The organism is Pseudonocardia sp. HH130629-09 (assembly GCF_001294645.1).
Classification (GTDB): Bacteria; Actinomycetota; Actinomycetes; order Mycobacteriales; family Pseudonocardiaceae; genus Pseudonocardia.
Map to the genome: position 1 here is coordinate 184,504 of NZ_CP011868.1, position 21,257 is coordinate 205,760.

General features: G+C 74.3%; 28 protein-coding genes and 3 tRNA genes. 22 read left to right on the top strand and 9 right to left on the bottom strand.

What is annotated here, in order from left to right; genetic code table 11:
- The first annotated feature begins 8 nt into the window (after nt 1-8).
- Nucleotides 9-1,175: a GNAT family N-acetyltransferase gene (locus tag XF36_RS00825; RefSeq protein WP_145981220.1), complete on the top strand. Its 1,167-nt coding sequence runs from the start codon at nt 9-11 to the stop codon at nt 1,173-1,175.
- Between the two features lie 19 nt (nt 1,176-1,194).
- Nucleotides 1,195-1,404, top strand: coding sequence for a hypothetical protein (locus XF36_RS00830; RefSeq protein WP_238589267.1), 210 nt, complete (start codon nt 1,195-1,197; stop codon nt 1,402-1,404).
- 17 nt (nt 1,405-1,421) lie between these two features.
- Here XF36_RS00830 and XF36_RS00835 read toward each other — a convergent pair whose 3' ends face one another.
- Nucleotides 1,422-1,685 (bottom strand): hypothetical protein, encoded by a 264-nt coding sequence (locus tag XF36_RS00835; RefSeq protein ID WP_060710506.1) that lies wholly within the window; start codon nt 1,683-1,685, stop codon nt 1,422-1,424.
- 364 nt (nt 1,686-2,049) lie between these two features.
- On the opposite strand from XF36_RS00835, the gene XF36_RS33555 reads away from it, so the two are divergent.
- From XF36_RS33555 to XF36_RS00855, 5 genes are all read left to right on the top strand, one after another.
- The gene (locus XF36_RS33555) at nt 2,050-2,676 is read left to right on the top strand and encodes an amidase (RefSeq protein WP_238589057.1); all 627 of its coding nucleotides are present in this window, start codon (nt 2,050-2,052) and stop codon (nt 2,674-2,676) included.
- On the top strand, nt 2,673-3,179 hold the full coding sequence (locus XF36_RS33560) for a hypothetical protein (protein WP_238589058.1): 507 nt from the start codon (nt 2,673-2,675) through the stop codon (nt 3,177-3,179). The genes XF36_RS33555 and XF36_RS33560 overlap by 4 nt, the downstream gene beginning before the upstream one ends.
- 188 nt (nt 3,180-3,367) lie before the next feature.
- Entirely contained in the window at nt 3,368-4,168 is an 801-nt protein-coding gene (locus tag XF36_RS00845; RefSeq protein WP_168169443.1) for a class I SAM-dependent methyltransferase, read from the top strand.
- Nucleotides 4,169-4,225: 57 nt separating this feature from the next.
- Nucleotides 4,226-5,476: a serine hydrolase domain-containing protein gene (locus XF36_RS00850; RefSeq protein WP_202968463.1), complete on the top strand. Its 1,251-nt coding sequence runs from the start codon at nt 4,226-4,228 to the stop codon at nt 5,474-5,476.
- The gene (locus XF36_RS00855; protein ID WP_060710509.1) at nt 5,473-5,877 is read left to right on the top strand and encodes a phage holin family protein; all 405 of its coding nucleotides are present in this window, start codon (nt 5,473-5,475) and stop codon (nt 5,875-5,877) included. The genes XF36_RS00850 and XF36_RS00855 overlap by 4 nt, the downstream gene beginning before the upstream one ends.
- A gap of 5 nt (nt 5,878-5,882) precedes the next feature.
- On the opposite strand, the gene tenA is transcribed toward XF36_RS00855, so the two are convergent.
- Complete coding sequence (tenA, locus tag XF36_RS00860; protein WP_060714316.1) at nt 5,883-6,551, bottom strand: thiaminase II; 669 nt, start codon at nt 6,549-6,551, stop codon at nt 5,883-5,885.
- Between the two features lie 210 nt (nt 6,552-6,761).
- Here tenA and XF36_RS00865 point away from each other — a divergent pair, with 210 nt between their 5' ends.
- Nucleotides 6,762-6,992, top strand: a complete 231-nt coding sequence (locus XF36_RS00865; protein WP_020623463.1) for a hypothetical protein — start codon at nt 6,762-6,764, stop codon at nt 6,990-6,992.
- A 7-nt stretch (nt 6,993-6,999) separates the two neighbouring features.
- Here XF36_RS00865 and XF36_RS00870 read toward each other — a convergent pair whose 3' ends face one another.
- The 6 genes from XF36_RS00870 to mrf form a co-directional block, all read right to left on the bottom strand.
- The gene (locus tag XF36_RS00870) at nt 7,000-7,611 is read right to left on the bottom strand and encodes a hypothetical protein (protein WP_145981222.1); all 612 of its coding nucleotides are present in this window, start codon (nt 7,609-7,611) and stop codon (nt 7,000-7,002) included.
- Nucleotides 7,612-7,821: 210 nt separating this feature from the next.
- Nucleotides 7,822-9,522 carry a class I adenylate-forming enzyme family protein gene (locus XF36_RS00875; RefSeq protein WP_060710511.1) on the bottom strand — a complete coding sequence of 567 codons (1,701 nt, stop codon included), beginning with the start codon at nt 9,520-9,522 and terminating at the stop codon, nt 7,822-7,824.
- A gap of 165 nt (nt 9,523-9,687) precedes the next feature.
- Nucleotides 9,688-12,732 (bottom strand): helix-turn-helix transcriptional regulator, encoded by a 3,045-nt coding sequence (locus tag XF36_RS00880; RefSeq protein WP_064485355.1) that lies wholly within the window; start codon nt 12,730-12,732, stop codon nt 9,688-9,690.
- A gap of 70 nt (nt 12,733-12,802) precedes the next feature.
- Nucleotides 12,803-13,096: a hypothetical protein gene (locus XF36_RS00885; RefSeq protein WP_060710512.1), complete on the bottom strand. Its 294-nt coding sequence runs from the start codon at nt 13,094-13,096 to the stop codon at nt 12,803-12,805.
- A 91-nt stretch (nt 13,097-13,187) separates the two neighbouring features.
- Nucleotides 13,188-13,367: a 50S ribosomal protein L32 gene (gene rpmF, locus XF36_RS00890; RefSeq protein WP_060710513.1), complete on the bottom strand. Its 180-nt coding sequence runs from the start codon at nt 13,365-13,367 to the stop codon at nt 13,188-13,190.
- Nucleotides 13,367-14,617 carry a ribosome hibernation factor-recruiting GTPase MRF gene (gene mrf, locus XF36_RS00895; protein ID WP_060710514.1) on the bottom strand — a complete coding sequence of 417 codons (1,251 nt, stop codon included), beginning with the start codon at nt 14,615-14,617 and terminating at the stop codon, nt 13,367-13,369. The genes rpmF and mrf overlap by 1 nt, the downstream gene beginning before the upstream one ends.
- Before the next feature lie 81 nt (nt 14,618-14,698).
- Between mrf and rpmG (XF36_RS00900) the strand changes: the two genes are divergently transcribed.
- From rpmG (XF36_RS00900) to rplA, 14 genes are all read left to right on the top strand, one after another.
- Nucleotides 14,699-14,866, top strand: coding sequence for a 50S ribosomal protein L33 (gene rpmG / locus XF36_RS00900; RefSeq protein WP_020623297.1), 168 nt, complete (start codon nt 14,699-14,701; stop codon nt 14,864-14,866).
- Nucleotides 14,866-15,108 (top strand): 30S ribosomal protein S18, encoded by a 243-nt coding sequence (gene rpsR, locus XF36_RS00905; protein WP_020623296.1) that lies wholly within the window; start codon nt 14,866-14,868, stop codon nt 15,106-15,108. The genes rpmG (XF36_RS00900) and rpsR overlap by 1 nt, the downstream gene beginning before the upstream one ends.
- A gap of 3 nt (nt 15,109-15,111) precedes the next feature.
- The gene (gene rpmB, locus XF36_RS00910; protein ID WP_020623295.1) at nt 15,112-15,348 is read left to right on the top strand and encodes a 50S ribosomal protein L28; all 237 of its coding nucleotides are present in this window, start codon (nt 15,112-15,114) and stop codon (nt 15,346-15,348) included.
- Nucleotides 15,348-15,653: a 30S ribosomal protein S14 gene (rpsN, locus tag XF36_RS00915; RefSeq protein ID WP_020623294.1), complete on the top strand. Its 306-nt coding sequence runs from the start codon at nt 15,348-15,350 to the stop codon at nt 15,651-15,653. The genes rpmB and rpsN overlap by 1 nt, the downstream gene beginning before the upstream one ends.
- Nucleotides 15,654-15,779: 126 nt before the next feature.
- Nucleotides 15,780-15,852 (top strand) — tRNA-Thr (locus tag XF36_RS00920).
- Between the two features lie 40 nt (nt 15,853-15,892).
- A tRNA-Met gene (locus XF36_RS00925) sits at nt 15,893-15,968 on the top strand.
- Between the two features lie 42 nt (nt 15,969-16,010).
- The gene (rpmG, locus tag XF36_RS00930; protein ID WP_020623293.1) at nt 16,011-16,178 is read left to right on the top strand and encodes a 50S ribosomal protein L33; all 168 of its coding nucleotides are present in this window, start codon (nt 16,011-16,013) and stop codon (nt 16,176-16,178) included.
- A gap of 26 nt (nt 16,179-16,204) precedes the next feature.
- Nucleotides 16,205-16,672, top strand: coding sequence for a MaoC family dehydratase N-terminal domain-containing protein (locus tag XF36_RS00935; protein WP_020623292.1), 468 nt, complete (start codon nt 16,205-16,207; stop codon nt 16,670-16,672).
- A complete protein-coding gene (locus XF36_RS00940; RefSeq protein WP_020623291.1) occupies nt 16,669-17,118 on the top strand; it encodes a MaoC family dehydratase in 450 nt (149 codons plus the stop codon). Before XF36_RS00935 ends, XF36_RS00940 begins: the two co-directional genes overlap by 4 nt.
- Nucleotides 17,119-17,227: 109 nt before the next feature.
- Nucleotides 17,228-17,303: transfer RNA gene (locus tag XF36_RS00945), tRNA-Trp, on the top strand.
- 129 nt (nt 17,304-17,432) lie between these two features.
- Nucleotides 17,433-17,780 (top strand): preprotein translocase subunit SecE, encoded by a 348-nt coding sequence (gene secE / locus XF36_RS00950; protein ID WP_060710515.1) that lies wholly within the window; start codon nt 17,433-17,435, stop codon nt 17,778-17,780.
- Between the two features lie 142 nt (nt 17,781-17,922).
- Nucleotides 17,923-18,753: a transcription termination/antitermination protein NusG gene (gene nusG / locus XF36_RS00955; RefSeq protein ID WP_145981556.1), complete on the top strand. Its 831-nt coding sequence runs from the start codon at nt 17,923-17,925 to the stop codon at nt 18,751-18,753.
- A gap of 71 nt (nt 18,754-18,824) precedes the next feature.
- On the top strand, nt 18,825-19,259 hold the full coding sequence (rplK, locus tag XF36_RS00960; RefSeq protein WP_020623288.1) for a 50S ribosomal protein L11: 435 nt from the start codon (nt 18,825-18,827) through the stop codon (nt 19,257-19,259).
- Nucleotides 19,260-19,342: 83 nt separating this feature from the next.
- Nucleotides 19,343-20,065, top strand: coding sequence for a 50S ribosomal protein L1 (rplA, locus tag XF36_RS00965; protein WP_060710516.1), 723 nt, complete (start codon nt 19,343-19,345; stop codon nt 20,063-20,065).
- A 72-nt stretch (nt 20,066-20,137) separates the two neighbouring features.
- Here rplA and XF36_RS00970 read toward each other — a convergent pair whose 3' ends face one another.
- The gene (locus XF36_RS00970; protein WP_060710517.1) at nt 20,138-21,238 is read right to left on the bottom strand and encodes a CaiB/BaiF CoA transferase family protein; all 1,101 of its coding nucleotides are present in this window, start codon (nt 21,236-21,238) and stop codon (nt 20,138-20,140) included.
- Between the last annotated feature and the right edge of the window lie 19 nt (nt 21,239-21,257).

Sequence of the window (21,257 nt, forward strand, 5' to 3'; positions counted from 1 at the left end):
GTCACGTGGTGACCGTCCCTCCCGTACTGACCGACGGGGTCGTGACCCTGCGCGCGCACACCGACGCCGACGTCCCCGGGATGCTCGAGGTGTACCGCGATCCCGTCGTGCAGCGCTGGACCTCGCTCACCCCGACCACCGGCGAACGCGGGGCCCGGGAGTGGATCGACCTCACCGGGCGGGAGTGGGACACCGGCCGGCAGTACGTGTGGGCGGTGGAGGCCGAGCACGACGGCCGCCCCCGCTACGCGGGTTCGATCGACCTGCGTCGCAACCCGGTGCCGTCGGTCGGCTACCTGCTCGCACCCTGGGCGCGTGGACGAGGGCTCGCGAGCCGTGCGCTGCGGCTGGCCGCCGACTGGGGCTTCGACGTCGCCGGGTTCGCCGCGCTGCACTGGGACTGCCGTGCCGGGCACGTCGCGTCCTGGCGGGTGGCACACGCCTGCGGGTTCCGGTTCGAGGGTGTCCGGACCCTGGCCCTGCCTGCCGAGGGCGGCCTGGTCGACGCCTGGACCGCCGTCCTGCTGCCCGGCACACCCGTCGCCGACCGTCCCCCCGCGACGACGTGGTGGACGCACCCGGTGCTCGACGGCGACGGCGTCCGGCTCCGCCCGCCCACCGAGGCCGACCTCGCCCGGCACGTCGAGGCGTGCAACGACCCCGTCGCCCGCTGGTGGAGCGCCACACTGCCGGTGCCCTACACCGACGACGACGCCCGTCGTTGGCTGCGCGACCATCCGCTGGAGCGCTCCCTGGGCGCCGGCGTCGGCTGGGTGATCGCCGACCCGGACGACGACTGCTACCTCGGCACTCTGTCGGTGTTCGGCACCGACCGGCCCTACTCCCCGACCGGTGGCGAGGTCGGCTACCGCGCCCACCCCGACGCCCGCGGCCGCGGCGCGGTGTCCGCGGCGGTCCGGCGCGTCGTGCGGCACGCGTTCACTCCGGTCGCCGACGGCGGGATGGGCCGGCACCGGCTGCAGCTCGGCGCCGCGGCGGACAACACCGCCAGCCGCCGCGTCGCCGAGCGCGCCGGGTTCCGGCTGTGGGGCCGCCCGCGGGCCGACGGCGTGCACGGCACGGAGAACGAGATCGTCGACGACGGGGTCTGGTACGACCTGCTCGCAACCGACCGGGTCCCGCCGCCCACCGGAACTGTCGGGGGTGCCCCGTAGCCTGCCCGCCGTGCGGATCATGCGGATGTCCTGTTGCGGGACCGAGTGGGTGGGGCCGGACCGGGCGCACTGCTGCCGCAGGTTCGGTGGCTGCGGAGCCGTCTTCGACGACGCGGCGCTGTGGGACACCCACCGCCCCCGAGGCGTGTGTGTGACCGACCCGCGCGAGCTCGGGCTCGTCGCGACCCGCAACGGGATCTGGCAGCGGGCGCTCGACGCGGCCTGCTGAGCAGAGGGGACCGGCGGTCAGGGCGGCCCGCGGGTGATGCCGCGGAACACCGCCTCGTCCGGGCCAGGATTGCGGATCCGGACCAGGCTCAGCCCGGTGAACCACAGCACCGAACCGGCACCGAAGGTCCGGCTCCCGCCTGCGGCGCAGCACAGCTCGATCCGCCCGGCGTCGACCACGACGACGGCGCCCCGCCACTCGTCCTCGACGTGCGGGCGGACCTCACCGGGGGCGAGCACGACGGTGCGGGTCCATGTCCGCGACGGCGCGTCGTCGTGCATCGATCATCACCTGCCCGGTCCGGTGCGGGCGTCGTGCCCGCACCAGCTCCGACCGGCCGTCCGGCCCCAAGTCATCGGCCTGTTCGCTCGAACCCAGGACAGCCCCGGGATGCCCAGCACCCGGACGTCCGGTGGGGAGCCACGGCGCCCGTCGGGTGACGGAACATCACGCGATCACGAGCGGTTCACGGAGAGGCGAGTGGACCGATGCCTGCGCACGATCATGAGTGGCGGGACGCGACGGGATGGGCCGCGGGCATCGCGTCCGGCGAACTCTCTGCGACCGAGGTCGTCGAGACGTACCTCGCGCGCATCGACCGGCACGATCCGACCCTCAACGCCTTCGTCACCGTGGTCGCCGAGCGTGCTGGCCGAGGCCGCGAACCCCCGTCCGGGCCCGCTCTCGGGTGTCCCGTTCACCGTCAAGGACTCCTTCGACACCGAGTGTGTGCGCACCGCTCGTGGGTCGAGGCTGTTCGCCGAACGGGTGCCGCCGGTGGATGCGAGTGCGGTCGCGCGGCTCCGGGCAGCCGGCGCGGTACTCATCGGCAAGACGAACCTGCCCGACATGTCGTACTGGACCGAGACCGACAACTGCCTGAGCGGGCGCACCGTCAACCCGTACGACCCGAGCCGTACCCCCGGAGGTTCCAGCGGCGGGGAATCCGCTGCGATCGCTGCCGGTCTCTCGCCCCTCGGCCTGGGGAGCGACGTCGCGATCTCGGTCCGTGGGCCGGCCCACGACACGGGGATCGCCGCGCTCAAGCCGTCCTACGGCCGCATCCCGCTCGAGGGGCACTTTCCGGCTGCGCTCCTGCGCTGGTGGCACGCGGGCCCCATGGCGCGCAGTGTGCGGGACCTGCGGCTCGCGCTGGCCGTCATGGACGGGTCGGCGGGTCGAGGCCCTCGTCCGCCCGCGGCGCCGGGGGCTCGTCAGCAGTGGCGCATCGGCTGGTCGGGGATGCCGTCGGCCCCCTGGCTCCCTCCGTGACCGACACCGTGCGCAGCGCCGCAGAAGCGCTGGACGAACTGGGGCACCGTGTGCACCGGACCTCGCCGGAGTGGCTCGCCCACCGCGACTGGACGAGTGTGTCCGCCCAGCTCTCCACCGCCGAGATGCAGCCCTACCTCGAGCAGCTCGTGGCCGGGAGCACCGTCGAACTCCACCAGGTCACCCGTGCGGTGCTTGCCGCCGAGGTCGCAGAGGCCTCGGTACTCCAGCACGCGGAGCGTGCGGTCGCGACCCTTCGGGCAGATGCCGAGCGCTGGTTCGACTCATGCGATGCGCTGCTGCTGCCGGTGACGCCCTTTCCCGCGCCGGAGGTGACCGTTCCGTTCGGCGCCGATGATGCCGGGATGCCGATCGGGGTCCAGCTGGTCGCACGTCGGGGGGCGGACGTGTCGCTGCTCGACCTCGCCGAGCAGCTCGAGGCGGTCAGCCCGGTGCGTCACCGTCGTCCTTCCGGGGCAGGTGGTGCCGAGAGCCGGCGGTGACGTCGCTGTGCTCAGCGACCGGGGCACCGCTGCGGAGTCCGGCATCCGGGGGCCGCTCGTGTGCCTCCGACCGCGAGCCACCCACCGCCCGGCGCCTCCCGGCTCGGGCGCCCTGCCGGGCAACTAGTACGTTCGCGCGACCAGCGCCGACGCCACGCGGAGGCCCGCTGGAGGGGGGGAAGGACACCGTGACGCAACGACGCCGTCCGCGGTTGCACGCGCTCGAGGCGACGTCGCTGCCCGCGGCACACGCCAGGGCCCGCGACGCCCGTCGCCGCCATCCGGTGGTCGGGGACCACGCCGCCGCCGTCGTCGCCGAGGACCTGGACCTGGGCTCGGCGCCCGGACGGGCCGACACGCTGTCCACGTTGCTGCGGGTCGCCGTGTTCGACGAGTGGGTGCGCGAGTTCGCGCGCCGGCACCCGGGCGGCACCGTGGTCGAGCTGGGGCCGGGGCTGGGCGACCGCGCGGGACGACTCGGCGACGAGGGCCCGGCGCACTGGGTCGACGTCGAGCTGCCCGGGGTGGCCGAGCTGCGCCGCGAGCTGCTGGCGGGCCCGGCGCACCTGGTGGCCGGGTCCGCGCTCGACGAGGACTGGCTGGAGCTGGCCCGCGACCTGCCCGGCCCGCACCTGGTCGTCTCCGACCGGGTACTGACGCTGCTGCCCGAGCAGGGCGTGCAGCGGATCGTGTTCACCGCCGCCCGGATGCTCCCGGGCGCCGAGCTCGTCACCGACCTGCTCTCCCGCGGCGCGGCCGGGCGGCTCGCCGCGGGCCCGCTGCGCGAGCTGGAGGTCGACTGGACCTGCGAGGACCCGCGCGAGCTCGAGCCGTGGGGGCTGCGCCTGGCCGCCTCCTGCGACGCGGCGTCCCCACCCGCCGAGGTCGCGGCCCGGCTGCCGCGGGCGTCGCGGGCACTGGCGGCGGCGCTGCGGGCGACCGCGCTGCGCGGCGAACGCCTGGCCCGCTACGAGATCGTGCCGGTCTGAGCCGGGGCGGCAGGATCGTCAGAACCGTGGACGCGGCTCGCGGGTAGGGTCGTGACCGTGACCTCCCCGACCTTCGGCACGCTCGAGGCGGACCCGGCGGAGGTCGGCCTCGACCCCGCCCGGCTGGCCCGGATCGACACCCACTTCCGCCGCTACATCGACGACGGCCGCCTCGCCGGCGCGACGATCGCCGTCGCCCGCCACGACCGGCTCGCGCACCTGACCCACCTCGGCGTCCGCGACCTCGACTCCGCGGCCCCGGTGACCGACGACACGCTGTGGCGCATCTACTCGATGACCAAGCCGATCACCTCGGTCGCCACGCTGATACTGGCCGAGCGTGGCGCGCTGGAGCTCACCGACCCGGTGTCGCGCTACATCCCGGCGTTCGCCGAGCAGCGCGTCTACAGCGGCGGCTCCGCGCAGAACCCGGGCACCGTGGCCGCGCTCGAACCGGTGCGGGTGCACCACCTGCTGAACCACACCGCGGGCCTGACCTACGGCTTCCACCACGCCCACCCCGTCGACGAGATGTACCGGGCCAAGGGCTTCGAGTTCGGCGCACCGTCCGGGATGGACCTCGCGGCCGCGAGCGAGCAGTTCGCGTCGTTCCCGCTGCTGTTCCAGCCGGGCACCGAATGGAACTACTCGGTGGCCACCGACGTGCTCGGCCGGGTCGTCGAGGTCGCCTCCGGGCGCCGTCTCGACGAGTTCCTCCGCGAGGAGATCACCGAGCCGCTCGGCATGACCGACACCGCGTTCTGGGTGCCGGAGGACTCCCCGCAGGCCGGCAGGCTCGCCACGCTCTACAACGCCCGGCCCGGCGGCGGCCTGGTCGAGAACAAGGTGCTCGCCCGGGCCGCGACCCGCGAGCCCACGTTCCTCTCCGGCGGCGGCGGACTGCTGTCCACCACCGGCGACTACCTGCGGTTCGCCCGGATGCTCGCCCGCGGCGGTGAGCTCGACGGCGCCCGGATCCTCGGCCCGCGCACGCTGGCCAGGGCAACCCGCAACCACCTGCCCGGCGGCGGGGACCTCGACACCGTCGGGCGCCCCATCTTCTCCGAGTCCGCGTTCTCCGGTGTCGGCTTCGGCCTCGGCTTCTCCACCGTGGTCGACGGCCCGGCGACGAAGGGCTTCGCCAACGAGGGCACGTTCGCCTGGGGCGGGCTGGCCTCCACCGCGTTCTGGGTGGACCCGGTCGACGACATCGCGGTCGTCTTCATGACCCAGCTCGTCCCCTCCAGCACCTACCCGATCCGATCCCAGCTCCAGACGCTGGTCCAGCAGGCGGTGACCGTCCGATGACCCCACCGAGCCCCGTGCTCACCTTCACCATCCGCACGCTCGTCGTCGCCGCCTCGCTGTGGGTGGCGACGGTGCTGGTCGGCGGCATCCGGCTGGAGAGTGGGGGCACCACCACCTCGATCCTCACGCTGATCGGCGTCGCCCTGGTGTTCGGCCTGGTCAACGCCGTGGTGAAGCCGATCGTGGCGACGCTGGGCTGCCCGCTCTACATCCTCACGCTGGGACTGTTCGCGCTCGTGGTGAACGCGCTCATGTTCCTGCTGACGGGCTGGCTGTCGTCGGTGCTGAACCTGCCGTTCGCCGTCGACGGCTTCTGGGCGGCGTTCTGGGGCGCGATCGTCGTCGGGATCGTGTCGTTCTTCCTGCACCTGGTGATCCCGGACCGGTTCGACGACCGCTGAGGCGGTCAGACCGGCCAGGTCTCGCGGCGGTAGGCGCCGTCCCAGAACATCCACTCGTAGCGCGAGGTCGTCGTGAAGTGCTCACGCATGCGACCGAGCTCGGTCGGCGACGCGGCGGCGCCGACCCGGTCGGTCGCGTCCAGCACGGCCTCGACGACGGCGTGGTACTCCTCACCCGCGTACATGTCGATCCAGCGCTGGTAGACCGGGTCCGGAGAGCCGGCGCCGACCAGGTGCTCACCGACCCGGCCGTAGATCCAGTAGCAGGGCAGCACCGCGGCGACGCCCTCGGCGTAGGACCCGCCGTACGCGGTCGCGAGCAGGTAGCTGACGTAGGCGCGGGTGGCCGGGGCGACCGGGATCTCGCGGGCCTGCTCCGCGGTGAGCCCGAGCGCGCCGAGCAGGTCGGCGTGCAGCTCGCGCTCGGCGGCGATGGCACCGGCGGCGTGCTCGGCGAACATCAGGGTGTCGTCGTCGGTCGGGGCCTTCGCCGCGCACACGGTGAGCGCCGTGGCGTAGCCGCGCAGGTAGTGCGCGTCCTGGACGATGTAGTGCCGGAACGTCTCGTGCGGCAGCGAGCCGTCGGTCAGCCCGGTGACGAACGGGTGGGCGAGGATCGCCTGGTACAGGGTGTCGACGTCGGACCACAGCAGGTCCCGGGTGCGGTCGGCCATGCGGCCACGGTATCCACCGGGCTCGGCCGGTCGGGTGATCGCCCGTGCAACGTCGGCGTGACCGGGGAGGAACACCGCGGTGACGCGGGCCCTGAGATCCTGCGCACGTCGTCTGCTGCTCGGGCGTGGGGGTGTCACCATGGAGGGCAGGCGAGCCACTCAGTGTGGAGGACGCGCCACGTCCAGTCCCCCTGACGTGGAGGTGAGGGTATGACCGACCCGCAGCCCATGGATCACCACGAGAAGATGCGGATCCGCGCGGCCGCGTTCCGTGCGACCCGGATCTACCCCGGACCGGTCGGCGAGCTGATCTCGCGCGAGCTGCTCGGCTGGGAGGACTTCGGATACCGCCTCGGCGGCAACCGGATGGTCCTGAACCTGGTGGACCATGTCATGAAGGCGGTGCCGCCGGAGCGGGCGACGCGCTCCGACGCGGCCTGACCCCTGCTCAGCGCAGGGTCGTCACGGCGACCTCGGCGGCGGCTCCGGTCGGCGGGGTGCCGTCGGCGAGCCCGGCCAGCGCGGCGGACAGGACCAGCATGGCCGCGATCGTGGTGATGCTGCCGACCCGGCCCAGGACGTCCAGGGTGCGGGCGACGGGTGATGGCCCGTCGGCGCGTCCGTGCCCGGCGGCGCCCTGAGCCGCGACGACGCCGTGCGGCCGGTCGGGAGTTCCGGTATGGGGTGCCGGGACGGGACTGCCCGTGGGCAGCGCGGGCGTGCCGGCCGGACGCGGGGCCGGACGCTGAGCCTGACTCGGAATGGCGCGGTACTGCTGTGCGCGCTGCTGCTGCGTGGCCCGGTGCTCCTGCGCCGCACCCGCACGCCCCGCCGACGCCGGCCGCGGTGCGGGGACGCCTGGTGCCTGCGGGGAGGTCGACCGCGGACGCTCCCGGCGGGGCGCGGGAAGGTCGACGTGGTCCTCGCGACGACGGTGCCGCCCCTCGACCCGCTCCGTCGGCACGGCCCCACCGACCCGCGGTGCGGGGACCGACGGGGTGGCGGGGAGGGCGCCCAGGGGGCGGCGCGGGCTGGGGATGCGGACGGCTGGCGCGGACATGACGATCACCACGATCTCGGGGGAGTCGATACGGGGTTCTTCGGGACCCGGTGCGCGCCGCCGGCTCCTGCTTCCACCCGTCTGTCGTGTCGTACGACCACCCTGTTATCCGGTCACCCTCTACGCCAACCGTCGGAGTGATCACTCCACTCGTTGGGGGTGCACACCCACCCGTGTAGCGGTCCGTCCATCACGCAGCGTGGTCATACATCACTCCTTCGCTGCGCGCGGAGGCGGCGTCGGCAGCTGCTCGCGGAGGTCCCGCTTGAGCACCTTGCCCGCCGCCGAGACCGGGATCGCCCCGACCAGATGCACCTCCCGCAGACGTTGGTAGGGCAGCAGACGCTCGTTCAGCCCGTCGACGGCGGCGCGGACCGTGCCCTCGTCGACGTCGGGTGCGGTGGTCAGGAACGCGACCGGGTGCTCGCCGTCGACCCCGACCGGGCGCCCGACGACGGCCGCACCGGTGACGCCGGGCAGCGCCAGCAGCCGCTCCTCCAGGTCGCGCGGGTACACGTTGTAGCCCTTGTGGAGCAGCATGTCCTTGAGCCGGTCCACGATGCGCAGGTAGCCGTCCTCGTCGAGGACGCCGACGTCGCCGGTGTGCAGCCACCCGTCGCCGTCGAAGGCGGCCGCGGTCTCGGCCGGGCGCCGGTGGTAGCCGCCGGTGACCTGCGGCCCGCGGATCCACACCTCGCCCTCGGCCCCGGCGTCGAGCTCCTCCCCGTCCGGTCCGGAGATGCGGATCTCGGTGCCCGCGACCGGCAGCCCGACGGTGCCCGGTCGCCGGTCCGCCGACCGGGCGGCGGGGCCGAGGGTGGCGGCCATCGTCACCTCGGTCAGGCCGTAGCCCTCGGAGATGACCAGGTCCTCGCCGAGCCAGTCGCGCAGCGCCCGGATGATCTCGGCCGGCAACGGTGCCGCGCCCGAGGTCAGCGACCGCACCGACGACAGGTCCCCGGCCGTCTCGCGGTGGGCGAGGAGCGCGGCGTAGACCGGTGGCGCCCCGGACAGCGTGGTGACGGCGAACCGGGTGGCGTCGGCCAGGTAGGCGCGCGGGTCGAAGCGGGCGTGCACGATGGTCGTCGTCCCGGTGAGCAGCGGGACGTTGAGCCCGCCGATCGTCCCCATCGCGTGGAACCAGGGGGCGATGCCGATCGCCCGTCCGGTGCCGATCGGGGTCGGGAACTCCGAGACGGGGCCGGGGTCGGCCAGGACGACGCCGGGCCCGTACCCGGTGGTGGTCACGTCCGGCCGGGCGCCGGTGCCCCAGCAGGCGGCCTGCAGGGCGTTGGTGAGCACGTGCCGGTGGGTGACCCGCACGCCCTTGGACCGGCCGGTGGTCCCACCGGTGTAGGCCAGGTGGGCGAGGTCGCGGTCCGGGTCCACCTCCAGGTCGGTGCCCGGCGGTGTCGACGGCCTGCCGTCGAGGTACGCACCGAGCCCGGTCACCTCCGGCCCCGGCTGCTCCGGGTCCCCGTGGGCGCCGGTGACGAGCACGCGCTTCAGCGAGGTCGCCGGCCGCGCGGCGAGTGCCGCGGGCAGCGCCGCCTCCCAGCTGAGGACGACGACGGCCCCCGCGTCGGCGAGCTGTGCCCCCAGGTCGTCCGGGGCGAGCAGCGGGTTCGCCGGGGTCACGGTGGCCCCGGCCAGGAGCGTCCCCCAGTAGGCGATCGCGTACTGCGGGCAGTTCGGCAGGTGCAGCGCGACGACGTCGCCGCGGCCAACCCCGTCGGCGTGCAGCGCGTGCGCGAACGCCGAGGCGCGCTCCAGCAGCCCGCGGAACGAGAGCTCGTGCCCGGCCTGGTGCAGCACCGTGGTGTCGCCGAACCGGTCGGCGGCGCCGCGGAGCGTCGCGGAGGCCGGCAGCGCGGGCAGGTCCAGGTCCGGGGCGGGCGAGCGGGCGATCATGCGGGCACCCCCGCTCCGTTGCCGGTCCGGGACGGTGGGACGACCCCGTGGGCGACCATGCGACCTCCATCGGTCTGCTGGTGACGTGCGGTACGGCCGACCCTAGGCACGACCGGTGGCGCACGTCACGGCCCGCACGGGGAGGGGACAGCCGGTGGGCAGGGTTCACTCCCGTGGGGCGAGCAGACCCCGGGAGTGCGCGAGCGCGACCGCCTCGGCGCGGCCGGCGGCGCCGAGCTTCGCCATCGCCCGGGACAGGTGCACGCTCACGGTCTTCTCGGAGATGAACAGCCGCTCGCCGACGGCCCGGTTGGTCAGCCCGTGCGCGACCAGCTCCAGCACGGCGTGCTCGCGTGGGGTGAGCGGGGAACCACCACCACCGGCTGCCGGACCGGGCCGGGGACCGCCGTCGCCGGCCCGCACCCGCAGCGCGGTGACGGCCTCGGCCAGCGGGCGGGCGCCGAGCCGGTCGGCCTCGGTCGCCGCGACCGCCAGGTCCTCGGCAGCGGCGCGGCGATCGGCCTCGCGGTGGCTGCCGGGGCCACCACGGTGCGCCCGTCCGAGCAGGGCCTCGGCCCGCCGCCACCGGGCCTCCGCGGCGCGGTAGAGGTCGCCGTACCCGGCGAAGGTCTCTACCACGGGATCCCAGACCTGCGGTGCCGTGTCGCCGCGGGCCCGGGCGGCCTCGGCGCGGGCCCTGGCCAGCCACGCCCGGCCCTCCGGCCCGACCGAGGTGCCGCGGGGCAGGCCGCGCTCGGCGGTGCGTGCCGCCTCGTCGACGAGCCCGGCCGCCGCCCCGGCGTGCGCGTCCGCCCCCGCGGGGTCGCCCGCGGTACGGGCCGCCTCCGCGAGGTCGGCCCGGGCCGCCGCGCCCAGCGCACACAGCGCCAGCTCGCCGAGGTGGTGCGGGTACTCCGCCCGCAGCACCCCGAGCGCGCCGGCGACCCGGTCCACGGCCAGGGCGGGATCCCCGCGCCAGCGCGCCGACTCGGCCCCGACGACGCCCTGCAACAACGCGGCCTGGTCGTGCGCCGGCGGCTCGGCGGCCAGCGCGGCGAGCAGCTCCTCGGCGCCGTCGAGATCTCCGCGGGCCACGCCGACCAGCGCACCCGCCACCGCCAGCAGCCCGGTGACGCGCAGCGGCAGCGTGGGGTCGATGTCCGCCGCGGTGCGGACGGCGGCGTCCCACTCCCCGCGCTGCGCGTCGACGCGGACCTGCGCGATCCGGAACTCCAGGCCGTACCCGCCCCAGAGCAGCCCGTGGGCGGCCGCCCGGCGGGCCCCCTCGGCGAGCTCCTCCGCGGCGGCGTCGAGCAGGCCGTCCTCGATGAACGACACCCCGCGGTTCCACACGGTCCGCAGCTCGACGACCCGGTTCCCGGAGGCGGCGGCCAGCGAGGCCGCCCCGGCGAGCCGGTCCCGGGCGGCCTGCGGGTCCCCCTCCATCCGGGCGCAGAAGGCCAGGGTGATCAGTGCGTCCGCGCAGACCGCGCTGAGGTCGCGGTACCCGGCCGACCCGTCCGCGGGGGGCGCGATGGCGTGCACCGCCCGGGCCACCGCCAGCGACGCGCGGGCGTGCGACCAGGCGGGCTCGGCGTGGTCGGTGTTCAGGTGCGCCCGCGCGAGCACGGCGTGCGACCAGGCCAGCTCCGTGTCGGGCGGGCCCCCGGAGTGCAGCTCGACGGCCTCCGTGGCCGCGGCCACCGCCGCGTCCACCCGGGAGCCGCTGTCGAGCAGCCGCATCGCGTAGTGCCGGCGAGCCTCGGCCCTGGCCCGTGGGTCCCCGCCGAGATCGGCGACCTGGACCGCCCGGGCCCCGAGGGTGGTGCCCCGTTCCGGATCGCCCGAGGCACTCGCCGCCCAGGCCGCCTCCCGGGTCAGCGCGCTCTCGGTGACCCCGGTGAGCCGCTCGGGGTCCTCGACGGCGGACCACAGCTCCAGTGCCCGCTCGGCGTGGGCCAACATCTCGGCCGGGCCGTGCCGCCGGCGGGCCTCCTCGGCGGCCCGCACCGACGCCGCGAGCGCCCGCGGCAGGTCGTGGGCGGCCAGCGCGTGCCGGGCGAGCGCGGCGGCCACCCCGGGGGCGTCGTCCCGACGGGCGAGCAGCGCGGCGAGCCGGGAGTGCAGCCGTACCCGTTCGCCCGGGAGCAGGTCGTCGTGCACGGCCTCGCGGAGCAGGGCGTGCCGGAAGGCGTAGGACTCCGCGCCGGGCGCCGGATCCGCGACGAGCAGGTGGTGCGACACCGCCTCCCGCAGGCCCACCTCCAGATCGACGGCGGAGAGCCCGGACGCGTCGCGCAGCAGGTCGTGGGAGATGCTCCGCTCGGCCAGCGAGGCCACCCGCAGCACCTCCCGCGCCGATGGACCGAGCCGGTCCAGCCGGGTCAGCAGCACGTCGGCCAGTCCGCCCGGCAGCCCGTCGGACCCCGCCGCGACGAGCTCCTCGGCGTAGAAGGCGTTGCCCTCGCTGCGGGCGGCGATCCGGCGCAGGGTGGCCTCGTCGACGCCCCCGGTGGCCGCCCGGGCCCGGACCAGCGCCAGCACGGCGTCGGGCGCGAGGGGTCCGAGCTCGACCCGATGGACGGCGGGCAGCCGGACGAGCTCCGCCAGCGACGCGCGCAGCGGATGCCTGCGGTGCAGGTCGTCGGAGCGGTAGGTGCCCAGCACCAGCAGCCGCTGCGAGCCCAGTCGGGCCAGCAGGAAGGCGAGCAGCTCCCGGGTCGAGCGGTCCGCCCAGTGCAGGTCCTCCAGCACGACGAGCAGCGGCGCCGCCGCCGCCGCGTCGCGCACGGCACCGGCCACCGCGTCGAACACCTGCAGGCGCCCGGAGTCCCCGTCCCCTCCCGTGGGGCGGGGCGCCTCCGGCGCACCGGGCAGCAGCCCGTGCAGCACCGGCCGCAGCGCGGTGCCGGCCCGGTCCAGCGCGCCGAGCACCTCGGAGAAGGGCAGGTAGGGGAGTGCCGCGCCGCCCTCGTCCAGGCACCGCCCGACGACTACCTGCACGCCCGCCTCCGCGGCGGCCCGGCCGAGCGCGGCGGCGAGCCGGGACTTGCCGATCCCCGCCTCCCCGGCGAGCAGCACGGCGCGGGCCCGCCCGGCCCGGGCCGCGTCGAGGTCGCGGAGCAGCCCGGAGAGCTCCTCCGCGCGGCCGACCAGCTCGTCCGTGTCCGGGCCGCTGGGGCCGCACCCGTGGGTCGCTGCCGCCGTCATGGAGCGCATCGTGGCACGGGACACCGACACTCCCGGGCCCACGACGGCGGGCACGGCCCGGACGCGCGGCTCAGCCACGAGTCCCGGCCCGCACCGGGTGCGGCGCACGGCCCGGTTCCGGTGCGGCCGCGGTGGCCCCGGGCGGGAGCGTCGCTGGCCCGGCCGGTCCGGGGGCCTGTCTCGGCCGCCGGGAGGCGGTGAGCCGGGCACGCAGCCGCAGCCACAGCCGTCCCACCGCCGACGGGCCGGCCGCGCCGCGCAGCAGCCGCGCCGCGCGGTACCGGTCCGCCTCCTCCCGCAGCCGGGCCTGCCGCTGCTCGGCGAGGGCGACGAGGGGGTCCATCGGGATGTGTGTCATCAGCATGGTGACGACACTGCGGCTGAGGGGACCGCCCGGGCATCGGGCGATCACGCCGTCCCGCGGGCCGCGCGGGGCCCGCGGGTAAGGGGTCTCCTCAGTCCCGCCCGGTGGGTGGCGGCAGCAGACCCCGTCGGTAGGCCGGGACGAGCGCGCGCGGCACCAGGTGTCGGCGTCCCTCCAGGGTGACCGGCACCAGATCGGGCGTGGTCGCCTTCCACTGCGACCGGCGGTGTCGGGTGTTCGATCGCGACGTCCGTCGCTTGGGAACGGCCATCAGAGGTCTCCTTCTCGGTCGGAACGGACGGTGGGGTCGTCCAGGGCGGCGGGCCCCACGGGCTCGGACTCGGCGCAGGGCTCGTCGTGGGCCCAGCCGAACGGGTCGGGCAGGGCGGACCAGGCGTCCTCGCCGGCCGCGATCTCGGCGTCGGTGAGCAGTGCGGCGCGCAGGGCGGCGTCCATCTCGTCGGGGTCGGCGTCGTGGCAGATCGCGACGACGTCCTGGGCGCGGTCGCCCCAGCGCGGGTGCCAGGCCAGCGCGGCCATCGCTCGGCGCTGGTCGCCGGCCTCGGTCCAGGCCTGCTCGTCGGCGCCGGCGAGCCAGTCACCGGCGTGCCCGATCCGCATGCCGCCGCCCGCGCTCTCCAGCCACAGCACGGCGTCCGGCCGGGTGGCCAGCCAGATCCGGCCGCGGGCCCGGACGACGCCGTCGAGCAGGCTGTCGAGGGCCTCGTGCAGCCGGTCCGGGTGGAACGGGCGACGGGCGGAGAACAGCAGGGTGCGGACGCCACTGGCGGCGTCCAGCGAGGGTGCGCCGCGCAGCAGCGGGTCGTGCACCCCGCCGGGGACGCCGCGGCGGGACTCGGGGCCGAGCCCGTCGCAGAAGACCCGGTGGTCGGCACGCCCGGCGAGCAGCCGGGGTGCGGTCGGGCACAGCCGGTCCAGGACGGCGGCGGTCCGGTCCGCACCCCCGGGCCCGACCGCGCGGGTCAGCACGAGGACGTCGGCGAACTCGGCCTGGCCGACGGCGAGCTGGGCGACGGTCCGCTCGTCGTCGGGCAGCGTGGACAGCCCGCGCTCGGGCAGGGTCGCGTCCCCGGTGGCGTCGTCCAGCCAGCTGTCCGGGTCGAGCACGGCCACCACGCCGCGCAGGTCGACGAGGTCGGTCGCGGTGCAGGCCTCGCGCCCCGGCGGCTCGAACACCACCGCCCCCAGCGCCCAGCACACCGGCTCGGGCTCCAGACGCGGGTCCAGGTGCAGCACCACTCGGTCCACCGTCCCGGCCAGCGCGGCCAGGGTCGGCAGCACGTCCTCGCGGATGGTGCAGCTGACACAGCCGTGGGCGAGCTCCAGGACGGTGCGCTCGTCGCGGTCCGCGTCGCGCAGCCGCCGGTGCACCACACCGCGGCCCAGGTCGCGCAGGTCGTGGTGGAGCACGACGACACCCGGGTCCAGCTCGCGCATCCGCGTGATCGTCCGCTCCACCCCGTCGGCCTCGGTCCCGCACAGGACCACCAGCTCGGTCATGTCTTCCTCCCGGAGTCGGACGTGGTCGCGGTCCGGTGTATCGTAAACGAAAACGATTCCCATGTTGAGAGGAGGGGCGCGATGGCCAAGTCGACCGACGTCCGGCCGATCGTGAAGCTGCGCTCGACGGCGGGGACGGGCACGACGTACGTGACCCGCAAGAACCGCCGCAACGACCCCGACCGCCTGGTCCTGCGCAAGTACGACCCGAAGGTGCGCAGGCACGTCGAGTTCAAGGAGGAGCGCTGATGCCCGCACGCGCCAAGCCGGTGCGCGCGCCGCGCCGCAAGGCCAACCCGTTGAAGCAGCGGGGGATCGAGCACGTGGACTGGAAGGACGCCGCGCTGCTGCGCACGTTCATATCCGACCGCGGCAAGATCCGCGCCCGCCGGGTGACCGGGCTCACCGGCCAGCAGCAGCGGCAGGTGGCCACCGCGATCCGCAACGCGCGGGAGATGGCCCTGCTGCCCTACCCGCACGCGGGACGGTGAGCGATGGCCAAGCGCTGTGACCTGACCGGCCGTGAGCCGGGCTTCGGCAAGTCGGTCTCGCACTCCCACCGGCGGACCAGCCGGCGCTGGGACCCCAACGTGCAGACCCGTCGCTACTGGCTGGCCGAGGAGAACCGCTGGGTGAAGCTCACGCTCTCGGTCAAGGGGATCAGGACGGTGGACCGGATCGGCGTCTCCGCCGCGGTGGCGAAGGTCCGGGCGAACGGGGTGAAGGTCTGATGGCCACGACCGGACAGATCGCGAAGAACGAGCGGCGGAAGGCGATCGTCGCCCGCTACGCCGAGCGCCGCGCCGAGCTGAAGGCGATCATCGCCCGCCCCACGACGCCGGAGTCCGAGCGGGCCGCCGCGGTCGCCGAGCTGCGCCGCCAGCCGCGCGACGCCAGTGCGACCCGGGTCCGCAACCGCGACTCGGTCGACGGCCGCCCGCGTGGACACCTCCGCAAGTTCGGGGTGTCCCGGGTCCGCCTGCGCGAGCTCGCGCACGACGGCGCACTGCCGGGTGTCCGCAAGTCGAGCTGGTGACGAACAGTGGTTGACGTGCGGTGACCGGGTTCCGGGGCCCCCGTTCGGGGCCCTGGAACCCCGGTGTAAAGTTCTTCCCGTCGGTGAGAGCGAGCCCCTCGGGCCCCGCGGGACACCGATACTGCCGCCCCCTTAGCTCAGTCGGCAGAGCGTCTCCATGGTAAGGAGAAGGTCTACGGTTCGATTCCGTAAGGGGGCTCGACAAGGGGCCCCGCCGCATGCGGCGGGGCCCCTTGCATGACGGTGTAGCTCAGTTGGTAGAGCAAGCGGCTCATAATCGCTGTGTCGCCGGTTCAAGTCCGGCCATCGTCACCACGTTGGCGCATCATTCACGAGACATGCTGGGAGGCACCCGCGATGGCCAAGGCCACGGACGTGCGGCCGAAGATCACTCTGGCCTGCGAGGAGTGCAAGCACCGCAACTACATCACCAAGAAGAACCGGCGGAACGACCCCGACCGGCTCGAGATCAAGAAGTTCTGCCCGAACTGCGGCACCCACCGGGCGCACCGCGAGACCCGCTGAGTGCGTAGCGACTCCCGGAGCTGACGGTGGTCGACCAGTCCTGGGTCGGGCACAGCTCGGACCCGGTCGGGCCCTACCAGGTCGGTCGCGAGAAGATCCGCGAGTTCGCCGTCGCCATCGGTGACGACGACCCGCTCTTCCGTGAGGTGGACGCGGCGCGTGCCGCGGGTCATGCCGACCTGGTGGCCCCGCCGACGTTCTCGACCTGCTTCACGATGCCGGTCATCGAGGACTTCCTCCGGGACCCCGCCTTCGGGTGGGACTACACCCGCATGGTCCACGGCGACCAGCGGGTCACGTTCCGCAGGCCGCTCGTCGCCGGCGACGAACTCACCACGGTGCTGCACGTCGACGAGCTGCGCACCCGGGCCGGCAACCACATGCTGACGCTGCGGTGCGAGATCACCGACGCGGCGGGCGAGCCGGTCGCGACCACGCACTCGATGCTGGTCAGCCCCGCCGGCGAGGACACGGGCACCGAGGGGGACGCGTGAGCGCACCGCTGACCTCGCGGACCGCCGCCGACTGCGCCAAGGGCGATGCACTGCCGTCGCTGACCGTCCAGGTCACCCGCGCCGACCTGGTGCGCTACGCCGGTGCCTCCGGCGACCTGAACCCGATCCACTGGAGCGACCGCGTCGCCGCGGTCGCCGGGCTGCCGGGTGTGATCGCGCACGGGATGCTCTCGATGGCGCTCGCCGGGCGCGTGCTGACCGCGTGGACCGGCGACCCGGCCGCGATCCGCAGCTACGGCACCCGCTTCACCCGGCCCGTCGTCGTCCCGGACGACGACACCGGTGCGACCGTCGAGCTCTCCGGCACCGTCGCCGAGGTGCGCGAACAGGACGGCGAGCGGATCGCCGTCGTCGATCTCAAGGCGACCTTCGAGGGGAAGACGGTGCTCGGCCGCGCCCGCGCCGAGGTCGTCCTCCCCGGCTGAGACGACCCGGCGTACGGGCCCGCGGGAGCGGGTGCGTACACTCGTTCCAGCCGGGCGCACCGGATGATCCGTTGCGTCCGCCCCGCGGCCACCTGGTGGACCGGGGCAAAGGGGTGTAGCTCAATTGGCAGAGCAGCGGTCTCCAAAACCGCAGGTTGCAGGTTCAAGTCCTGTCACCCCTGCCACGACGCCGCAGGCCACCGGAGATCACGGCGGCACGGCAGACGGCACGGACGAAGCGACGAGGGTTCTCCCGAAGCGGAGGACGTGACCGAGGGCGGGCGGATGCCCGCCATCTGCGGAGGGCGACACGCGTGAGCGACGAGCACGAGTCGGAGCGGCCCGGGCGGGAGCGCCCGAGCAACGCCGCCGACCGTCGTGGACGGCGGGCCTCCGGGCCCTCGAGCACCCCCGGCAAGGGGCGCGCCACCCCAGGTCGCGCCACCGCGGCGACGAAGGAGAAGAAGCCGTCGCTCTTCGCCCGGCTCGCCCGGTTCCTGCGCGAGGTCGTCGCGGAACTCCGCAAGGTCATCTGGCCCGACCGCAGCCAGATGGTGAAGTACACCATCGCGGTCCTGATCTTCGTGTCGATCATGGTGGCGCTGGTGTTCGTGCTGGACTCGGCGTTCGCCGAGGGCGTCGCCCTGCTGTTCGGCAACTGACGCGAGTACGAACGCCGACCGGCTCCGACCGACACCGAACAATGGAAGCGAGTAGGACGTGACCTCCGACAGCAAGGCGTACGACGAGGCGGCCGACGAGGCCGCGATCGACGCCGTCGCCGAGAACGCGGCCGACGAGACGCTGCCCGAGCAGTCCGTCCAGGACGCCGACGTCGCGGCGGCGCACGGTGCGGACGCCGTCTCCGGTGACTACACCGAGGCCGACGACCACAGCACCCCCGGCGCCGAGGCGGAGACGCTGGAGGGCGCGGGCGGGACGGTCCCGACCGCCGACGAGGCCGATGAGGCCGACGAGGCCGAGGCCGTCGCGGAGGAGCCGGACGAGGACGTGGATCCGGAGGAGGAGCTGCGCGCCGCGCTGCGTCGCGCGCCCGGCGACTGGTACGTCGTCCACTCCTACGCGGGCTACGAGAACAAGGTGAAGTCGAACCTGGAGACCCGGGCGCAGACCCTGGACGTCGAGGACTACATCTTCCAGGTCGAGGTGCCCACCGAGGAGGTCACCGAGATCAAGAACGGGCAGCGCAAGAAGGTCCAGCGCAAGGTGCTGCCCGGCTACATCCTGGTGCGGATGGAGCTCAACGACCAGTCCTGGGGCGCGGTGCGGAACACGCCGGGCGTCACCGGGTTCGTCGGCGCGACGTCCAAGCCGTCGCCGCTGACGATCAACGAGGTCGTGAAGTTCCTGCTGCCCAAGGTCGAGGCCCCCAAGAAGGAGGCCGAGGCCGGCAGGTCCGCGTCCGGCGGCTCCGCCTCCTCCGGCGGCGCCCCCACCGTCGAGGTCGACTTCGAGGTCGGCGAGTCGGTCACCGTCATGGACGGCCCGTTCGCCACGCTCCCCGCGAGCATCTCCGAGGTCAACGTCGACGCCCAGAAGCTCAAGGTGCTGGTCTCGATCTTCGGCCGGGAGACCCCGGTCGAGCTCGGGTTCAACCAGGTCTCCAAGATCTGATCGCACCCGTGAGGAACGTCCGCGGCATGGCAGGGCCGCGTGGCGTGGACATCGATCACTGAGGAACGGACATGCCCCCCAAGAAGCGGAAGCTCTCCGCGATCATCAAGCTCCAGATCCAGGCAGGCGCAGCGACGCCGGCCCCGCCGGTCGGCCCCGCACTGGGCCAGCACGGCGTCAACATCATGGAGTTCTGCAAGGCCTACAACGCGGCGACCGAGGCCCAGCGCGGAAACATCGTGCCGGTCGAGATCTCGGTCTTCGAGGACCGGTCGTTCACCTTCGAGCTGAAGACCCCGCCCGCGGCGCGGCTCCTGCTCAAGGCGGCCGGTGTCGAGAAGGGCTCCGGCGAGCCGCACAAGACCAAGGTCGCCAGCGTGACCATGGCCCAGGTCCGGGAGATCGCCCAGGTCAAGATGAACGACCTGAACGCGAACGACCTCGACCAGGCCGCCAAGATCATCGCCGGCACCGCCCGGTCGATGGGCATCACGGTCGACGGCTGAGCGAGCCCCCCACACCACCCGTACGCGTGGGAGAGCCGGGCGCGGCTCCTACCACGACCTGACCTCAGAGGAGACGAGGACAGATGGCACAGCGCAGCAACGCCTATCGTGAGGCCGCCGCGAAGATCGACGCGGACCGCCTCTACTCGCCGCTCGCCGCAGCGAAGCTGGCCCAGGAGACGTCCAGCAAGAACACCGACGCGACCGTCGAGGTCGCGATGCGGCTGGGCGTCGACCCCCGTAAGGCGGACCAGATGGTCCGCGGCACCGTGAACCTGCCGCACGGTACCGGCAAGACCGCCCGGGTCATCGTGTTCGCCACCGGCGACAAGGCCGCCGAGGCCGAGGCCGTCGGCGCCGACGCCGTGGGCGCCGAGGACCTCATCGAGCGGATCCAGGGCGGGTGGCTCGACTTCGACGCCGCCATCGCGACCCCGGACCAGATGGCCAAGGTCGGCCGCATCGCCCGCATCCTCGGCCCGCGTGGCCTGATGCCGAACCCGAAGACGGGCACCGTGACGCCGGACGTCACGAAGGCCATCAACGAGATCAAGGGCGGCAAGGTCAACTTCCGGGTCGACAAGCAGGCTAACCTGCACCTCGTCATCGGCAAGGCCTCGTTCGACACCGAGAAGCTGGTGGAGAACTACGGCGCCGCCTACGACGAGATCCTGCGGCTCAAGCCGTCGGCCGCCAAGGGCCGCTACGTCAAGAAGATCACCGTCTCCACCACCACCGGGCCGGGCATCCCGGTGGACCCGAACCGCACCCGCAACCTGCTGGTCGCGGACGAGGAGACCGACTGATCGCCTGATCAGCGCCTGACACGACGACGCCCCCGGTTCCCTGCGGAACCGGGGGCGTCGTCGTGTACGGGGTCAGGCCCAGTCGCGCAGGACGTCCTCGACGCCCTCCGGGCCGGTGCCGCGACCGGCGGTCTCGGTGACCGTGCGGGAGAACCGCGGCGCCGGTGCGGCCTGGGGCACGCCGTCGGAGGTGACGATGGTGCCGCGCGCGGTCAGGTGCGCGTTCTCGCGGGCCTCGGCGAACGACAGCACCGGGGTGGTGCACGCGTCGGTGCCCTCGAAGACCGCGGCCCACTCGTCGCGGGGCTTGGAGGCGAACACCTCGGTGAACCGGGCCCGCATGGCGGGCCAGCCGGCGCGGTCGTACTGCGGGCCCAGCTCGTCCTCGGTGAGCCCGAGCCCGACGATGAGCTGGGCGTAGAACTGCGGCTCCAGGGCCCCGACGGCCATGTGGCCGCCGTCGGCGCAGGTGTAGGTGTCGTAGAACGGGGCGTGCCCGTCGAGCAGGTTCGAGCCGCGCTCGTCGACCCAGGCGTCCTGGGCCAGGAAGCCCCAGAACATCTGGTTGAGGACGCTGACGCCGTCGACCATGGCGGCGTCGACGACCTGGCCCTGCCCGGAGGCCTTCGCCTCCCAGAGCGCGGCCAGCACGCCGACGACGAGCAGCATGGAGCCGCCGCCGAAGTCACCGACCAGGTTCAGCGGTGGGACCGGGCGTTCCCCGGCGCGGCCGATGGCGTGCAGCGCGCCGGTCAGCGAGATGTAGTTCAGGTCGTGCCCGGCGCGCGGCGCCATCGGGCCGTCCTGGCCCCAGCCGGTCATCCGGCCGTAGACCAGGCGCGGGTTGCGGGCGTGGCAGTCCTCGGGGCCGACGCCGAGGCGCTCGGTGACGCCTGGCCGGTAGCCCTCCAGCAGGACGTCGGCGGACTCGACCAGCCGGAGCACGGTCTCCCTGCCAGCCGGGTCCTTCAGGTCCGCGGTGACCGATCGGCGGCCGCGTGCCGTCGGGTCGGGTACCGAGTCGGACCCGAGCTTCAGCCCGCCCGACGGCCGGTCGATGCGGACGACGTCCGCCCCGAGGTCGCCCAGGATCATCGCCGCGTGCGGCCCCGGCCCGATCCCGGCCAGCTCGATCACCTTCAGTCCGGCCAGCGGACCCCTGCCCCGTGTCACCGTGGACCTCCTCGTCACG

Bases quoted from the DNA above. Each gene is read 5' to 3' on its own strand.
- mrf (WP_060710514.1), bottom strand. From the start codon at position 14,617: ATGACCGAGCTGGTGGTCCTGTGCGGGACCGAGGCCGACGGGGTGGAG.
- XF36_RS00885 (WP_060710512.1), bottom strand. From the start codon at position 13,096: ATGCTGATGACACACATCCCGATGGACCCCCTCGTCGCCCTCGCCGAG.
- rpmG (WP_020623293.1), top strand. From the start codon at position 16,011: ATGGCCAAGGCCACGGACGTGCGGCCGAAGATCACTCTGGCCTGCGAG.
- XF36_RS00835 (WP_060710506.1), bottom strand. From the start codon at position 1,685: ATGCACGACGACGCGCCGTCGCGGACATGGACCCGCACCGTCGTGCTC.
- rpsN (WP_020623294.1), top strand. From the start codon at position 15,348: ATGGCCACGACCGGACAGATCGCGAAGAACGAGCGGCGGAAGGCGATC.
- rpmG (WP_020623297.1), top strand. From the start codon at position 14,699: ATGGCCAAGTCGACCGACGTCCGGCCGATCGTGAAGCTGCGCTCGACG.
- XF36_RS00865 (WP_020623463.1), top strand. From the start codon at position 6,762: ATGACCGACCCGCAGCCCATGGATCACCACGAGAAGATGCGGATCCGC.
- rpsR (WP_020623296.1), top strand. From the start codon at position 14,866: ATGCCCGCACGCGCCAAGCCGGTGCGCGCGCCGCGCCGCAAGGCCAAC.
- rpmF (WP_060710513.1), bottom strand. From the start codon at position 13,367: ATGGCCGTTCCCAAGCGACGGACGTCGCGATCGAACACCCGACACCGC.
- XF36_RS00880 (WP_064485355.1), bottom strand. From the start codon at position 12,732: ATGACGGCGGCAGCGACCCACGGGTGCGGCCCCAGCGGCCCGGACACG.
- tenA (WP_060714316.1), bottom strand. From the start codon at position 6,551: ATGGCCGACCGCACCCGGGACCTGCTGTGGTCCGACGTCGACACCCTG.
- rplA (WP_060710516.1), top strand. From the start codon at position 19,343: ATGGCACAGCGCAGCAACGCCTATCGTGAGGCCGCCGCGAAGATCGAC.
- XF36_RS00875 (WP_060710511.1), bottom strand. From the start codon at position 9,522: ATGATCGCCCGCTCGCCCGCCCCGGACCTGGACCTGCCCGCGCTGCCG.
- XF36_RS00830 (WP_238589267.1), top strand. From the start codon at position 1,195: ATGCGGATGTCCTGTTGCGGGACCGAGTGGGTGGGGCCGGACCGGGCG.
- rplK (WP_020623288.1), top strand. From the start codon at position 18,825: ATGCCCCCCAAGAAGCGGAAGCTCTCCGCGATCATCAAGCTCCAGATC.
- XF36_RS00855 (WP_060710509.1), top strand. From the start codon at position 5,473: ATGACCCCACCGAGCCCCGTGCTCACCTTCACCATCCGCACGCTCGTC.
- rpmB (WP_020623295.1), top strand. From the start codon at position 15,112: ATGGCCAAGCGCTGTGACCTGACCGGCCGTGAGCCGGGCTTCGGCAAG.
- XF36_RS00870 (WP_145981222.1), bottom strand. From the start codon at position 7,611: ATGTCCGCGCCAGCCGTCCGCATCCCCAGCCCGCGCCGCCCCCTGGGC.